The sequence below is a fragment of the Flavobacterium sp. BFFFF1 genome (assembly GCF_002256285.1).
Taxonomy (GTDB): Bacteria; Bacteroidota; Bacteroidia; order Flavobacteriales; family Flavobacteriaceae; genus Flavobacterium.
This window is the reverse complement of sequence record NZ_NKJE01000010.1, coordinates 46,022-61,600: the sequence shown is the minus strand read 5'-3', so window position 1 is coordinate 61,600 and position 15,579 is coordinate 46,022. Positions and strand designations below refer to the sequence as shown.

9 protein-coding genes are annotated in these 15,579 nt (G+C 44.9%); 5 read left to right on the top strand and 4 right to left on the bottom strand.

Going from position 1 to position 15,579, the window contains the following annotated elements:
* Positions 1-100 precede the first annotated feature (100 nt).
* Together CFE23_RS08120 and CFE23_RS08115 are read left to right on the top strand one after the other, a co-directional pair.
* Positions 101-5,206: a translocation/assembly module TamB domain-containing protein gene (locus CFE23_RS08120; protein ID WP_291086591.1), complete on the top strand. Its 5,106-nt coding sequence runs from the start codon at positions 101-103 to the stop codon at positions 5,204-5,206.
* Positions 5,203-7,506, top strand: a complete 2,304-nt coding sequence (locus CFE23_RS08115; protein WP_291086589.1) for a BamA/TamA family outer membrane protein — start codon at positions 5,203-5,205, stop codon at positions 7,504-7,506. Before CFE23_RS08120 ends, CFE23_RS08115 begins: the two co-directional genes overlap by 4 nt.
* Before the next feature lie 10 nt (positions 7,507-7,516).
* On the opposite strand, the gene CFE23_RS08110 is transcribed toward CFE23_RS08115, so the two are convergent.
* From CFE23_RS08110 to CFE23_RS08100, 3 genes are all read right to left on the bottom strand, one after another.
* Complete coding sequence (locus CFE23_RS08110) at positions 7,517-9,034, bottom strand: DUF4173 domain-containing protein (protein ID WP_291086587.1); 1,518 nt, start codon at positions 9,032-9,034, stop codon at positions 7,517-7,519.
* Between the two features lie 71 nt (positions 9,035-9,105).
* Positions 9,106-9,789, bottom strand: coding sequence for an alpha/beta fold hydrolase (locus tag CFE23_RS08105; RefSeq protein WP_291086585.1), 684 nt, complete (start codon positions 9,787-9,789; stop codon positions 9,106-9,108).
* Between the two features lie 11 nt (positions 9,790-9,800).
* Positions 9,801-13,238, bottom strand: a complete 3,438-nt coding sequence (locus CFE23_RS08100) for a methylmalonyl-CoA mutase family protein (protein ID WP_291086583.1) — start codon at positions 13,236-13,238, stop codon at positions 9,801-9,803.
* A 298-nt stretch (positions 13,239-13,536) separates the two neighbouring features.
* On the opposite strand from CFE23_RS08100, the gene CFE23_RS08095 reads away from it, so the two are divergent.
* The gene (locus CFE23_RS08095) at positions 13,537-13,995 is read left to right on the top strand and encodes an SRPBCC family protein (protein WP_291086581.1); all 459 of its coding nucleotides are present in this window, start codon (positions 13,537-13,539) and stop codon (positions 13,993-13,995) included.
* A gap of 300 nt (positions 13,996-14,295) precedes the next feature.
* Here the strand turns inward: CFE23_RS08095 and CFE23_RS08090 are convergent, their stop codons facing one another.
* Positions 14,296-14,487, bottom strand: coding sequence for a hypothetical protein (locus tag CFE23_RS08090; RefSeq protein ID WP_291086579.1), 192 nt, complete (start codon positions 14,485-14,487; stop codon positions 14,296-14,298).
* Positions 14,488-14,683: 196 nt separating this feature from the next.
* On the opposite strand from CFE23_RS08090, the gene CFE23_RS08085 reads away from it, so the two are divergent.
* Positions 14,684-15,007, top strand: a complete 324-nt coding sequence (locus CFE23_RS08085) for a hypothetical protein (RefSeq protein WP_291086577.1) — start codon at positions 14,684-14,686, stop codon at positions 15,005-15,007.
* Positions 15,008-15,115: 108 nt separating this feature from the next.
* The gene (locus CFE23_RS08080) at positions 15,116-15,565 is read left to right on the top strand and encodes a hypothetical protein (protein WP_291086575.1); all 450 of its coding nucleotides are present in this window, start codon (positions 15,116-15,118) and stop codon (positions 15,563-15,565) included.
* The last annotated feature ends 14 nt before the right edge of the window (positions 15,566-15,579 follow it).

Below are 15,579 nucleotides of genomic sequence, written 5' to 3'. Positions count from 1 at the left end.
AAACATGGAAATTCTATAACAATCGCAGCGGCAACTATAATCGATAAAACGGGCATTTACACCAAATTTGTAAGTAAATTGGCTCAAATTCCCGATGTAGATGGCATTAAATAAATACGTCAGAAAAACCCTGAAAATACTCGCGTGGACGATTGGCTCGCTCATCGGGCTTTTTTTATTGTTGGTTTTACTGATTCAGATTCCATACGTACAGCAAAGAATTAAAGATAAGGCAGTAAGCTATCTGGAAGGAAAGATCCACACGCCCGTCAGGATTGGACGAATTGAAATTGGGCTTCCAAAATACATCATCCTCGAAGATGTTTATCTGGAAAGCCAACAACGCGACACCCTGCTGTCCGGCAAAAAAATCAAAGTAGACATCAGCCTTTTCAAGTTATTAGACAACGAAGTGGAACTGAATACGGTAATTCTTGATGGCATCACTGCGAATGTCCGACGCGACAAAGATTCCGTTTTTAACTTTGACTATATTATAAAGGCGTTCGACACGGGAAAACCAAAAGACACTGCGGCAAAACCGATGGTATTCTCTGTAAAGGATATCAAACTGGACAAAATTCGGGTGCGGTTTGACGACGCCATCAGTAAAAATAAACTGGCGGTTAAATTGGACCATTTTGATACCAATATCGAGAAATTCGATTTGGATAAAATGGATTTTGACGTTCCACAGATCAATCTAAGCGGACTGCAATTGAATCTAGAACAGGGTGACTTGGTTCGAGAAATTGCGGTAAATACAGCACAAAAGACAGATTCAATTGTCAAAGCCAGGCCCGATCTTGACGTTAAGCTTGGGAAAATAAAGCTTTCTAAAATCAATGTGGTTTACGACAACAAAGGTACGAGGCTGAACAGCGGCGTTTCTATAGACAGGCTGGCATTGGATTTCCAAAAATCAGATCTGCCAAACCAGCGCATCATCGTGGATCATTTTGAGTTGGAAGGTGTTAAAGGCGGGCTTACTATCGGGAAGTACGATAGCACACCCGAAATAAAAACCGCTCCCGAAGCCGTCCGAAATGATTGGGTCGTCACTGTAAATAAAACCGTGTTTAATGACGTTAACTTCCGCTTTGATGATGAAAACGCAGTGCCGACTGCAAAAGGAATGGATTATAAGCACATGGACATCACCCGCTTTAATCTCAAAGCCAATCAGCTGAATTACAGTAAAAATGGCATTTCCGGAAGCCTGACCTCTTTTTCAGCAAAAGAAAAAAGCGGGATCAATATCGAGTCGCTCAAAACCGATTTTGCGTATAGCGACAACGGTGCCTCCTTAAAAAATCTGTACCTGAAAACACCCCGGACATTGATCCAGGATCAAATTGCTGTAGCCTATCCATCTTTAAATGCAATTAAAGAAAATCCAGCTTCCGTATCCGTAAATGCTTCACTAAAAAATACCACAGTTGCCGTTGAAGACATCCTGCTTTTTGTTCCTACACTGGAAAACACAGCGCCATTCAAAGGGAACACAAAAGCCGTTATAGCGATTGACGGGAAAGTCAATGGACAACTCGCTGATTTACATATTCCAAACCTCGAAATCAGCGGTATTGGGACCACCAGGCTCGCCGCCAGCGGAAATATAAAGGGACTACCGAATATTAAGACGGCTTATTTTGACCTGAAAATCAGGAATTTCAAAACGACTGCAAGGGACATTCAGTCTTTTATCCCAGCGAACACTTTGCCTGCCAATTTACAGCTTCCATCACAACTTTCGTTAAAAGGCCAATTCAAAGGCGCGGTGAACAACTTCAATACCGATGTCGCGCTGAATAGCAGCTTTGGCAACGCCAAAATCAGCGGCCGCTTTGACCAGCGTTTCAAAAATCGGGAGCAGTACGATGGCATCGTCGCTCTCGATAACTTCAATGTCGGGCGATTGTTAAAGAATGATTCGCTTGGAAAAATCAGCCTCAGGGCAAAGGTCAAAGGCATCGGCCTAAATCCCAAAACCGCCAATGCCACAGCCGACATCAACCTAATAAAGGCGCGATTTAACGGATATGATTACAAAAATCTTACAGTAAAAGGAAATATAAAAAAGGGCCGCTTTGACGCTGATGCCGCAATGAACGACCCTAATCTGGCTTTTGACCTCGTTTCGGAAGGTGATTTCAGCGGAAAATATCCCGCAGTAAAAATGCGGCTAAACCTTGACATCGCTGATTTAAGCAAACTCAACCTCCATGCCGGCGTGATGAAACTACGTGGTAAGGTCGATGCTGATATCGCTACCGCGGATGCTGACTTCCTAAACGGGAAAATTAGTGCTTACCATTTTGCCATTGCTAACGAAAAAGAACAATTCCAGCTGGATTCTGTCAATGTGGTCGCAGTTTCGACTGCAGCAAAAAATACGCTTCAGCTGCGCTCCCAATTCCTTAAAGCCGATATTGATGGGAAGTACCAATTGACAAAAATCGGGGCGGCACTTTCGAATTCCATCGCAAAATACTACGATACAAACCCCAGCGTCAGGAAAACCGTTACGGGTCCGCAGCAATTTTCTTTTAAGGTCAATGTAATCAACGACCCTGTAATCATGAAACTGGTACCGCAAATCACCAGAATTGAGCCGATCAGCATCACTGGCCGCTACAACAGCGTGAACGATACCATTGCGGTAAACGCTTCAATTCCGAGACTGGTGTATGGAGCCAATACCATTTCAAACGCTGTAATCGATATCAAAAAAGAGGACAACGCGCTCGTTTATAGTGCTATTATTGATGAAGTCCAAAGCGACCAATTGCGACTGCCCTACACAAACATCTCCGGAAGGATTGAAAACAACCTGTTGACGTACCGACTGCAGTTGAAGGATGCAAAAAACAAAGACCACTATATCGTAGCCGGAACGCTTAAAGCAATTGACGGTGATACAGAACTGCATTTGATTCCTGAGAATTTACTTTTAAACTACGATCCGTGGCTGATTGCCGACAACAATGTGGTGCGTTTTGGCAGCAAAGGAATTTATGCTGATCAGTTCGAACTGAGCCATGATGGCAGTGCTATAAAAATCCAATCACAGTCGAAAGCAGTCAATGCCCCAATCGACTTGAATTTTAAGGATTTTGATATCGAAACCTTATCGCGGATGGTGCAAAAAGACTCCCTTCTGTTGGGCGGACGGCTGAACGGCAACGCAACGCTACGGGACTTGATGAAAAAACCGTTGTTTACGTCAGACCTGAAAATCGGAAACCTGACGTTTAAAAAAGATACGATCGGCGACATCGCATTGCAGGTCGATAACAAACTGGCCAATACATACCGCGCAAAAATGCAGATTACCGGACAGGAAAATGCTGTAAACCTGGACGGAACTTACCGCTCAGACAACAGCAGTTTCAACATGGACCTGAACATTAGAAGGTTGAATATCGCAAGTATCCAGCCATTTACTGCCGGCAATATCGATAAAGGAAGTGGCTATGTCTCCGGGGATTTCAGGATTACGGGTACCATTGACGATCCCAATGTAATAGGAGGCCTTCAATTTCACGACGGCGCGTTCACCGTGGTGAAACTCAGTTCACCGTTTAACCTCATGAACGACCGCATTGACTTTACTGAAAACGGCATTGTCTTCACAAATTTCTCGCTGTCGGACGCTGAAAAAAATACACTTGCTGTCAAAGGAAAAATTGATACTCCCAATTATAGGGATTACGCTTTCGACTTAAATGTCAACGCCGATAATTTCAGGGCAATCAATTCTAAAGCGAAAGACAACGATCTGTATTATGGGAAATTGTTCCTGAATTCGCGTTTAAAGATTAAAGGCGACCTAAACAAACCCGTTATTGATGGCACGATTAAGGTAAATGAAGACACCAGGCTTACGATTGTACTGCCACAAGCCGATCCTTCGATTGCCGACCGCGAGGGCATAGTCGAATTCATCGATCAGGACAATCCACAACTGACAGAAAAATTAATTACCGATGGCGACCTTATCAACAAAACGCCATTTAAGGGCATCGACGTTTCGGTAAATATAGAGATTGATAAAGACGCTGAGCTCACGTTAATCATCGATAAGGGCAACGGTGATTTCGTAAAAGTAAAAGGCGAAGGACGGCTTTCCGGCGGCATTGACGAGTCAGGCAAGACAACTTTAACAGGCCGCTATGAACTGTCTGAAGGCTCCTATGAAATGACATTTAATCTGATCAAACGGAAGTTTGACATCAGGGAAGGCAGTTACATTCTTTGGACTGGGGAACCAACATCAGCGGACATCAACATCACCGCCGTTTACGAAGCGAATGTCGCACCGATAGACCTGCTCGATGACCAGTTGGGCGCTGTAACACCAGCGGTAAGAAACACCTACAAGCAGCGGCTGCCATTCGAGACTTTGTTGCAATTGAAAGGCGAACTGCTAAAACCGGATATTACGTTCGATATCACGTTACCGGAGGGAAATTATGGCGTTTCTTCGGATGTGACGACAAACTCGAGGGCCAAGCTGGAACAACTGCGTCAGGAACCCGCCGAATTGAATAAACAGGTTTTCGCATTGCTTTTGCTAAACCGATTTGTAGGGGAAAATCCATTTTCCAGCGAATCCGGTACAAGTGCTGAAGGATTGGCGAGACAGAGTGTCAGTAAAATCCTTTCGCAGCAATTGAACAACCTGGCTTCAGATTTAATAAAAGGCGTTGATATCAATTTCGACCTTGAATCGACAGAAGATTACACTACGGGACAACGCCAGAATAAAACCGACTTAAATGTGGAAGTCTCCAAACGATTGCTCAACGACCGGCTTAAAGTAAGTGTGGGGAGTAATTTCGGCGTCGAAGGTACGCAACAGGCGAACGAACAGGCAAACAACATTGCAGGCGATCTTTCTGCCGACTACCAGCTGTCCAAAGACGGACGGTATGTGCTTCGCGCCTATCGCAAGAACGAATACCAGGTCGCATTACAGGGACAGGTGATTGAAACTGGTGTAGCCTTTATCATTACGATGGATTACGATAAATTCCGCGAGTTATTTCATCGGACAAAAGAGGAAAAACAACTCGAACGCCAGCGACGCAAAAAAGAACAGGAAATGCGCGACAAGGAAAACGCCCTGAAATCAGCGGAATTCAAAGAAGGACAAAAAGAAAAAAAAGTAGAGCAGTCAGATCCCGAAACCAAAAAACCATGAAAAAGCGGTTCCTAAAATATTTCCTTTGTTTATTGGTGTTCGTTGCCTATTCCTGCAGCAACACAAAATACCTTCCTGATGGAGACCTGCTGTATACCGGAGGAACAGTCAAAGTGAAGGACTCTTCTATCTCGCGCCGGGAACGTAAATCGCTCGAAAAGGAGTTAAAAACATTGTTGCGCCCAAAACCCAATTCGAAAATTCTGGGTTTACGCCCAAAATTACTCATTTACAATTTGGCCGGTGAGCCAAAAAAAGAAAAGGGATTCCGGCACTGGCTGCGAACAAAGGTAGGCGAACCGCCGGTTTTGTTCAGTCAGGTGGACCTAAATTTCAATGCCGATATCCTGCAAAATTATAGCGAAAACCGCGGTTATTTTAAAACCATCGTAACGGTCGATTCCACACGCCGCGGCAAACGCGTGACCGCCGATTATACTGTAATGCCCGGAAAACAATATAAAATAAAAAGTGTCACTTTCCCACAGGATTCCAGTGCCCTGGAACAGGCAATCACCCGTACAAGTGACAAAACACTTCTGAAGGCAGGAAACCCATATGACCTTGAAACCATCAAAATAGAACGTACCCGTATTGACGCCCGATTGAAAGAGGAGGGATTTTATTTCTTCAGCCCCGACTTCCTGAAAGTGCAGGTAGACAGTACCGTTGGAAGTTACCAGGTGGACTTGTTGGTAAAAGCCAAGGAAGAAATGCCTGCCCGCGGTTCAAGGGTCTTTACAATCAACAATATCTATGTTTATCCAAATTATTCGCTTCGGCGCCAGCAACGTGATAGCATAAAAGGCGACACGTCAGGAATTGTACTGTACAAGGATTATACAATTATCGACAAACAGAAGCTTTTTGACCCACGCATTTTCGACCGGACGTTGTACTTCCGTAAATATGATGTTTACAACAGAACCAATCATAATCTGTCGTTAAACCGGCTGGTTAATCTGGGTACGTTTAAGTTTGTGAAAAACCAGTTTAAGGTATCACCTGACAATGAAAGCGCACTCGACGCCTACTATTACCTGACGCCGTTACCGAAGAAGTCGATACGCGTAGAGGTACTGGGAAAAACGAATTCTGCCAATTACACGGGTACTGAACTCAATGTCAATTGGAGCAACCGGAACACTTTTAAGGGAGCGGAATTATTAAATGTGTCGGTTTTCGGCGGTTTAGAAGCGCAGATTTCCGGACAAAACAATGGGTATAATGTGTATCGGATAGGCTCTGAAGTAAGCCTCACATGGCCTAGGTTCATTTCCCCATTCAAACTACAATCGTCAAGTGGTTTTGTACCCAAGACAAAAACCACGTTGGGCTATGAATTTCAAAAAAGGGAACAATTGTATTCACTCAATTCATTCAAGGGATCGTTCGGTTACCTGTGGAAAGAAAACGTGCGTAAAGAACACCAATTAAACGTGACAGAGATCAATTATGTAGCACCATCATTGGTCACCGATCTTTACCAACAACAAGTCAACGAAAATGCTACATTGGGGAAAGTCATTGAAAAGCAGCTGATTTTTGGACCAACGTACGCGTTCACCTACACAAACACCATGTTGACTGCAAAAAAGCATACGTTCTATTTCAAAGGAACCCTCGATATAGCTGGCACTATTACCGGCCTTGCGCTTGGCGCCGATGTAAAAGCCGGGAAAGAAAAAGAAGTTCTTGGGGTCCCGTTCAGCCAGTTTATTAAAATGGAAAGTGATTTCAGGCACTATATGAAATTAGGGGGTGAAACAGTACTCGCAAGCAGACTTATCGTTGGTGTGGGATACGGTTACGGCAATTCGACAGCGCTGCCTTACATCAAACAATTTTTTATTGGTGGTACAAACAGCATCCGTGCATTCAGGGCAAGGTCTCTGGGTCCCGGAACCTATAATGGCGAAAATGAAAGCAGCGATTTCCTCCCGGACCAATCCGGAGACATTAAACTAGAATTCAATACCGAATACCGTGCAAAACTCTTCAGCATAGTGAAAGGAGCTGTTTTCATGGATGCAGGAAACATCTGGCTGATGCAAAAAGACCCTGAAAAAGCCGGTGCCGAATTCTCTAAGAAGTTCCTTAGCGAGATTGCTGTGGGTACCGGAGTGGGCCTACGATTTGACTTATCCTTTCTGGTCCTCCGAACCGATCTTGCGTTTCCACTGCGTAAACCTTATTTGCCGGCGGGCCAGCGATGGGTCATTGATGATATCAGTTTCGGAAGTGGATCATGGCGCAAGGAAAATTTGATCTTTAACCTGGCGATTGGATACCCGTTTTAAAATGCATCGGTTAGCGTGATTTTTGCTTCAATTCTTCATACGCTTGTGATTCGGGATAATTCCACGACAAGATATTTTTTGATTCCCACTTTTGAATAAACTCTTTTTTTCGGCGCTCCATTTTGTTATGGTAAATGGCTGGCGACATCAAGTCGGTATCAAAATGAAACTTTGTCTGCTGCAGCTTATCGATTTCTGACAGCTCGGTTTCGGGTTTATCCAACTGCGGAAGTACTTTATCAGAGAAATCAGAATTGTAGTCCAGGTCAACAAAGGATTCGCGGTAATTCCGGAAATTATAGTCGACGATGATCTGATCCCAATTAAATACCGAGGCGGAAATAAACAAAAGATACAGTACAAAAGCGTTGGCGCGTACGAGGTAAAATGCTGACTTCTTTTGCCTGACTTTCAAAGCAACGGTGTATAACCAATACAAAACGAATACTAAAAACACTGCCAGGGCAATTCGTTTATATGCGAGCGCAAAATAATGGATGTAATGCAGATTCCGGACGCCAACGGAAACCGCCAATACGGCATTCTGAAAAATCCAAATGAGGCAAAGCGTCTTAATGAATTGATTGCCTGAATAAAAATTGAGGTTGCCACGGAAGAAATACAAAACCACAAGGATCGAGCTCACAATCGACAACAGCAACAAATAAGTGCCTTCGTGAACAAATTGCTTGAGGACATTTCCATCCCAGGTAAAATTAAACCAAACCCAATACACATCTATACAATTCACGACTAACAACACTCCATTCAGTGCCAATAAAAGGAATATCCCCGCCCGCAACTCTGCCTTTAACCCGGTCGCAAGCCCACGCAAAGGACGACGCCTTTTGATGCGGATCACCTCGTCACGGGCATTGGTATCGTCTTTGATGGTTTGCTCGTTCGTATTTCTGATAAAGAAATAGTTGCAGACGGCCAAACCCAGCAGAAATGTAAACACCATCGTGAAATCAAGATTTAAGAAAATCAGATCAAAAAAATCACCCACCCTGAACAGTACTTTCGACACCAGTTTATCAAATACCGGATTCGAGCTTCTGTAAATGCCGATAAACACAGCAATCACTACCAGCGGAATGAGAAAAATGCGGGACTTCCACAATACGTTTACTACTTTACCACCTCCCATTTTGGCAGTAAAAAATGCGTCTATGAACCGGATTTGCGCGTAAAATATATTAAAAAACGACAGTTTTGCCGAAGTAATCAGGGATTTTGCGTTTGGGTAAATCAGGATGCCTGTGAACACAAATAGTGACAAGGCGTTCATCACTACGGCATAATCCGAGAAGACAAACACGACAGCGAGCGCCGTAATAAAAAAACCGCTTCCAAAAATAAGATGGTTGCGGTTCCTGAAATCGATCTGCTTGGTAAACGCCAGCCAAAGTAAGGCGGCAGATTCTATAACTAATAAGTTGAGGCCCAGGTATTGGTTATGGAAAAGCAGTGTGAATACGACTGCAAACAGTAAGGCCCCGTTGAATCCCTTTTTAATATCGGTCATGTTTTGTTGGTTTGGATTTTAACGCGGAAATCCACGCCGTATTATCTCTGGCAATCAATTTCTTTAAATGTTTACAAAAAAAACGAATCCAGTGCGTCACCCAGCAAATTCACAGCTACTTTTTCAATCGGATGTGCCATGTCTGGAAAAACGGTCAACGAGGCATTCGGCAATTGCCGGTATACTGCAATCGTTTCCTCCAAAGTGACCATCGCATCCCTGTCCCCGATTCCAATCCGGACGGGCACGTGGATTCCGCTGAAATCTGCCAGTGACAAAGGATTTTCACTACCCATTGCAACCATCATTTTCGCTGTCTCTGACAACACCTGTTTCCAGTCGTTTGGATAGTGCCTTTGTTCCAATGCTGCTGCGAAAGCCGGCACCTTGTCCGCAATCTTTGCTGCATCCAGCATTCGGGTTTCTTTCAACGCGATTTCCGGCGACCAATCGAACTTCGTCGCCAAAGTAAAAATCCTATTGACCAATTGCGGATGTTCTTTTGCGAGATACAGCGCAACATATCCGCCCATGCTGTAACCAAATATACCAACCGACTGGAGATTTATTGCTGAAAGATATTCGGCAACGTCTTGCGCAAATCCTTCAATAGAAAACGATTCGGGCATCACTGCGCCGCCATGTCCGCTGAAATTCATCGTATGTACTTTGAAACGGCCTTCAAGTTTCTGCACCAGATCGTTGAACTGGTCCTTTGCACCGATGGCGCCGTGGAGCAATAAAATCTCTCTCATGCGATCTAGGATTACATATTCCTCCGGTACTGCCCTCCTACCTCAAACAAAGCACTTGTAATCTGTCCGAGAGAACACACTTTCGTAGCTTCCATCAATTTTTCAAACATGTTTCTGTTCGTGATGGCCGCTTCCTGGATGGCATTTAACTGTTCTTCTTCCTTACCGGCATGTGTTTTGTGTAATTCCTCAAGCATCGTGATCTGGTACTGTTTCTCCTCTTCTGTCGCACGGATGACTTCCGCGGGAATCACCGTCGGTGACCCCTTCGAGCTCAGGAACGTATTTACTCCGATGATCGGGAAATCACCATTGTGTTTGAGCGTTTCGTAATACAGGCTTTCTTCCTGGATTTTCGAACGTTGGTACATGGTTTCCATCGCACCCAATACGCCGCCCCTTTCCGTGATGCGGTCAAACTCCTGCAGCACGGCGTCTTCCACAAGATCGGTCAGCTCTTCAATAATGAACGAACCTTGTATCGGGTTTTCGTTTTTGGCTAAACCAAGTTCCTTATTGATGATCAATTGTATTGCCATCGCCCGGCGTACCGATTCTTCAGTAGGGGTTGTAATGGCTTCATCATATGCATTGGTATGCAGTGAATTACAGTTGTCGTAAATGGCATATAAAGCCTGTAACGTCGTACGGATATCGTTGAAGTCGATTTCCTGGGCATGTAAAGAACGTCCTGAAGTCTGGATATGGTATTTCAGCATCTGGGCACGTTCATTGGCGCCGTATTTTATCTTCAAGGCTTTTGCCCAAATCTTCCTGGCAACACGACCGATGACAGCATATTCCGGATCAATCCCATTGGAGAAAAAGAAAGACAGGTTCGGACCGAAATCGTTGATGCTCATGCCACGGCTTAAATAGTATTCCACATACGTAAATCCGTTTGCCAATGTAAATGCCAATTGCGTAATTGGATTGGCGCCAGCTTCGGCAATATGGTACCCTGAAATGGATACCGAATAGAAATTCCGGACGTTATTCGTAATAAAATATTCCTGAACATCACCCATCAGTCTCAGCGCAAATTCGGTGGAAAAGATACAGGTATTCTGCGCCTGGTCTTCTTTTAGGATATCCGCCTGGACGGTCCCACGCACCTGTGCCAGCGTTCTTGTTTTAATCTCATGGTATACATCGGCAGGCAATACTTCGTCGCCGGTCACACCGAGCAGCATCAGGCCAAGCCCATTATTCCCTTCTGGCAGTTCGCCCTGGTATTGCGGACGCTGTGTCCCTTTTTTCTTATAAATCTCACTGATTTTTTCCTCAACCACCACTTGTAGGTTGTTGGCCTTAATGTACAACTCACACTGCTGGTCAATCGCCGCATTCATAAAGAACCCAAGCAGCATTGGTGCAGGGCCGTTGATGGTCATACTCACCGATGTCAGCGGATGTACCAGGTCAAAACCGGAATACAGCTTCTTTGCATCATCCAGGCAGCAGATGGAAACCCCGGCATTCCCAATTTTCCCGTAAATATCAGGGCGGATATGCGGGTCGTTACCGTATAAAGTCACGCTGTCAAAAGCGGTCGACAAACGCTTGGCAGGCAATCCTGCAGAAACGTAATGAAAACGCTTGTTCGTCCTTTCGGGACCACCTTCGCCTGCGAACATACGCGACGGATCCTCGCCCTCTCTTTTAAATGGATATAAACCGGAAGCAAATGGAAACTCGCCAGGTACGTTTTCCTGCAAACACCAACGCAGGATATCGCCCCAGGCTTCGTATTTTGGTAAAGCCACCTTGGCAATCTGCGTATGCGAAAGTGATTCGGTATGGGTCGCAATCTTGATTTCCTTATCGCGCACCTTGAACGAATACACCGGATTTTTGTATTTATTGACCTTATCATCCCAGGTTAGGATAATTTCCCAATTGTAAGGATCGAGGTCCATCTTGACTTTATCAAACTGGTTCAGCAGCAAATTCAGGAAGATGCGGTTTTCACTGCCTTCATCAATCGCGTTCAGCACAGAAGTGTCGTCGATACCCGCCTTGTTGATGGCGGGGATTTTGCCCGAAACCGATTCAATAGTTTTGTAAATTCCGTACAATTTCTGTGCTACTTTTTGTTGCGTCGTAGCGTCGTTGTCGTATTTGCGGTTGTTTTCAGCAATTTCGGAAAGATAACGCGTGCGGTGTGGCGGAATCACGAAAATCTTCTCGCTCATCTCCCGTGTGATGTGGAAATCAGATTCCAGCCCGGAATCCGTTTTCTCATGAATCTTATCCATGATGGACTTATACAACGTATTCATACCGGGATCGTTGAACTGCGATGCAATCGTACCAAAAACCGGAAGGGTATCCGGATCTGCATCCCAAAGCTGGTGATTCCGCTGGTACTGTTTCTTAACATCGCGCAGTGCGTCTAATGACCCGCGTTTATCAAATTTATTGATGGCCACCAGATCAGCAAAGTCAAGCATATCAATCTTCTCCAATTGGGTTGCCGCTCCGAACTCAGGCGTCATCACGTACAAAGCTACATCAGAGTGGTCCATGATTTCCGTATCCGATTGTCCAATCCCGGATGTTTCAAGGATAATCAGGTCGTATTTCGCCGCCTTTAATACCTCAATCGCTTCCGCAACGTATTTTGATAAGGCCAGGTTAGACTGCCTTGTCGCCAATGAACGCATATACACCCTCGGGTTGTTGATGGCGTTCATGCGGATGCGGTCTCCCAGCAGGGCGCCACCTGTTTTACGTTTTGAAGGATCGACAGAAATCAATCCGATGGTTTTCGTTGGAAAATCAATCAGGAACCTGCGTACGAGTTCATCTACAAGCGACGACTTGCCTGCGCCACCCGTACCTGTGATTCCGAGTACCGGGGTTTTAGAGTCTTTATTGATTTCGTGTATCTTATCCAGTGCGGCCTTTGCTACTTCAGGAAAGTTCTCTGCCGATGAAATCACGCGCGCAATAGCGGTTGGGTTCTTATCTTCAAGATGATCCACTTCACCATTCAGCGTATCCCCTACCGGGTAATCCGACCGCTGTACGAGGTCATTGATCATCCCCTGTAGCCCAAGAGAGCGCCCGTCATCTGGGGAATAAATGCGTTCAATACCGTATTCATGCAGCTCTGAAATCTCAGAAGGCAAAATCACACCGCCGCCACCGCCAAAAATCTTGATATGGCCCGCGCCTTTCTCCTTCAACAAGTCGAACATGTATTTGAAATACTCATTGTGCCCGCCCTGGTAAGACGTCATCGCAATCGCATTGGCATCTTCCTGAATGGCAGTATTGACTACTTCCTCCACACTGCGGTCGTGCCCAAGGTGTATTACTTCTACACCAGTCGACTGGATGATGCGGCGCATGATGTTAATTGCGGCATCGTGCCCGTCAAAAAGGGAGGCGGCAGTTACTATTCTTACTTTATTGACAGGAATATAAGGCTTTACTTGTTCCATTTGTATTTAGGTGACGTTTTTGTGTGCGCAATTTAAGGATTTTTCAAAAAATTTAATGCTCCACAGTGGAAAAGTTCGGAAGAAAGTCCGTGAGCCGTTTTCAACACACCCGATCCGCCTGAAGCCACCCTGCGATTCAACACCACCCGAAAATGCGATGGCTTAAATATCGGATAGCGAATGAAAATAAGTATCTGAACAAGTCATCCCGCGGCCATGCATCAACACCGTTCAGAAAATAAAACAGTATATTTGACTTCGTCATCAAACCTTTCACAAAACCGATAAATCAATCGCTATGGCAGCTGAAAACTTCAATACCGATCCCGACCTGGAAATTATAGCAAGCCGCATTATCAATGCATCCCAGTCGATGGTCTTTGAAGCCTGGGCCAACCCAAATCATTTAAAGCACTGGTGGGGACCTGCTGGCTTTACGAATACCTTTCACGAATTCGACCTTCGTGTCGGCGGCAAATGGGATTTTACCATGCACGGCCCTGACAAAGGCCACTACCACAACCTGGTCGAATTCACCAAGATTGAAAAGCCTGTGCGCATCGAATGGAGACGACACTCCAAACCCTTGTTCAATATTGCGGCGCGCTTCGACAAGATTACAGAAAACACAACAAGCGTCATCTTTCGGATGATTTTTGACACTGCAGAAGAATGCAGCAAGTTGCGACCCTACGTGGTCGATAAGAATGAAGAAAACCTCGACCGGCTGGAATCCGAACTCGCTAAAATGAAATAGTTTAGCCTGGATAAAGCTATTGATCAAAAGCATCGGCTTCAGCAAAAGCAATAAATGCCCCCTACAATTGACGCTAAAGCAAAATCAGCCGCGGGCTTTGGCTAATTTTAATATTTTTCTCTTGGTTTTATTGGTAAAGATCTTTACCCAGTAAGTTACGATGACATCGTAGCCGCCGGACGCTGCCCGCTCTGTCGGAGTCAGCAGCACTGCCGACGTAGCAATTTGGTGTCCCGACTGCTGTGCTGCGCGTATCAGTTTAAAGTACGCGGATTTTTCGCTTATTTCCTTTCCGCTGTTTCACGTTACGAAAATTGCCTTTTTATCCTTAAAGTCAATTCCATTGCGTTGCGCAGCGTTCAGGTAATCGTTTAAAAGTAAGGACTCCGCCACGGTGAGTTTCGGGTCGTTGTCGACAACGGGCTTTCCCATGTCCTGAGCGAAAAGAGGCAGGGATACCATTATGCCCAGCGTGATAAAAAAATGCTTCATTGTGTTTGCGGTGTTACATAATCTGTTGCGAACGAAACCTGAATGGCATCGCGATACGAATGACTAAGTAATGAAAAATATACCACTGTTCCAATACCATCAATTTCAATACGATAAATACCGCACACCAAAGCATTTTTGAAGCACAAATGTTAATGTTGTAAGTTACAACAGCCTCCTGGATTAATTTTACAATATGCAAAAAGGAAAACCAAAATCTGCCTATCTCATTTCAGGGGTGTGGCGCGACTACGGGCAGGTGACACACTATGCCGTACACGAACTTTACGACCCGGGCGTCTCCGGGATTCGAAAATTTTCCAAAGAAAAAACTATTGAATTGGTGATTTCCTCCGGACTGCCTTTTTACACCTGGGAGTGGAACTATGACAAAGGCCATTTTGAAATGGGAGAAGCCATCCATGCAGTCCATGATCATTATTTATGGACCACGTCTAAAAACGAAATGCGTAAGAGCCTGGGGCATTTGATCAGCTACTCTTGGCTGCCGGATGAATGAGGCACGATAGTACTTGTAATACCGTGCTTTGCCAACTGAATTATTTTTTATAAATTGGTAATGAGAAAGCCACTACCGGTTAAAATCGGCCTTAAATGGTAATACAATATGAAATATAAAGAAAAACTTCTCGACCTGATCCTGAACCACGATGACGACGCATTGATGGAATGGATTGGGACCCACCCCGAACTGGAGCAGGTCGATATCTTCAGGGAAATGACCGCGCTCGTCGAACAAATGGCTGCCGAAAATGGCGAGGACATCCATGATACTATTCCTAATTTTGATACCATTCCACACCTGATCGATGACTACGAAGACAAGATCCTCGACGAAAAACTAGCCGAAGTCCAATACAACATGGCGGTTGAAGCCGAAGAAAAGGCATTTGAAAAACTCGAAGAGGCCTATGAAGGTATTAGGGAATCAGTCATACAGGGTGTCCTTGAAAACCCCGGTAACGAAGACATGCTCGAGGTCGCCCGGAAAATCGTCGCCATCGAAAAAGACGCCGGCGCGTACGAACCCGAAAACTGGATCCGCATCGGATTGTAATAGCACACACTAAA